Here is a 498-nt window from a genome sequence, read left to right on the forward strand (position 1 = left end):
GTTGAACTTGGGCAGCTGCCGCATGCGCCTAGAAGACGAAGCTTAACAATACCTTCATCTACGTCTACAAGCTCACAGTCACCGCCGTCACGAAGTAAAAACGGACGAAGTTTGTCCAGTACTTCCTGCACCTGTTCTTTCATTTCAACTTCAGTCATGACATTCGCTCCTTTCGTCGTCATAAAACCATTATATTCAGTGTAACAATAAAAATCTATTGTTTGGTTTGCAAAGTTGCTTTCCCTATTATAGCACATTCAGACTTCAACACAAAAACGGTTTTTTTCTATAAAAACGCTCTTTGGCTCTGTATACTTAAAGAAAGGACTTACCTAGGAGAAGGGGGCATTTGCAGTGATGAAACCAATCATGCTCAGCGTGTACGGGGCAGAAACCGTTTGTGCGAGCTGTGTCAATATGCCGACAGCCAAGGATACATACGAGTGGCTTGAGGCTGCGCTGAAAAGAAAATATCCGAATCAGCCTTTTGAGATGCAA

General features: G+C 43.2%; 2 protein-coding genes. One reads left to right on the forward strand and one right to left on the reverse strand.

The window, feature by feature from the left end; genetic code table 11:
- Positions 1 to 257, reverse strand: a 257-nt coding sequence (locus RVS70_RS22120; protein ID WP_195745132.1) for a NifU family protein, incomplete at its 3' end; no start/stop codon positions are given.
- 97 nt (positions 258 to 354) lie between these two features.
- On the opposite strand from RVS70_RS22120, the gene RVS70_RS22125 reads away from it, so the two are divergent.
- Positions 355 to 498: DUF1462 family protein (locus RVS70_RS22125; protein WP_321134864.1), on the forward strand; the 144-nt coding region annotated here is incomplete at its 3' end.

This window comes from Virgibacillus sp. M23 (assembly GCF_034190895.1).
GTDB lineage: Bacteria > Bacillota > Bacilli > Bacillales > Amphibacillaceae > Virgibacillus > Virgibacillus salarius.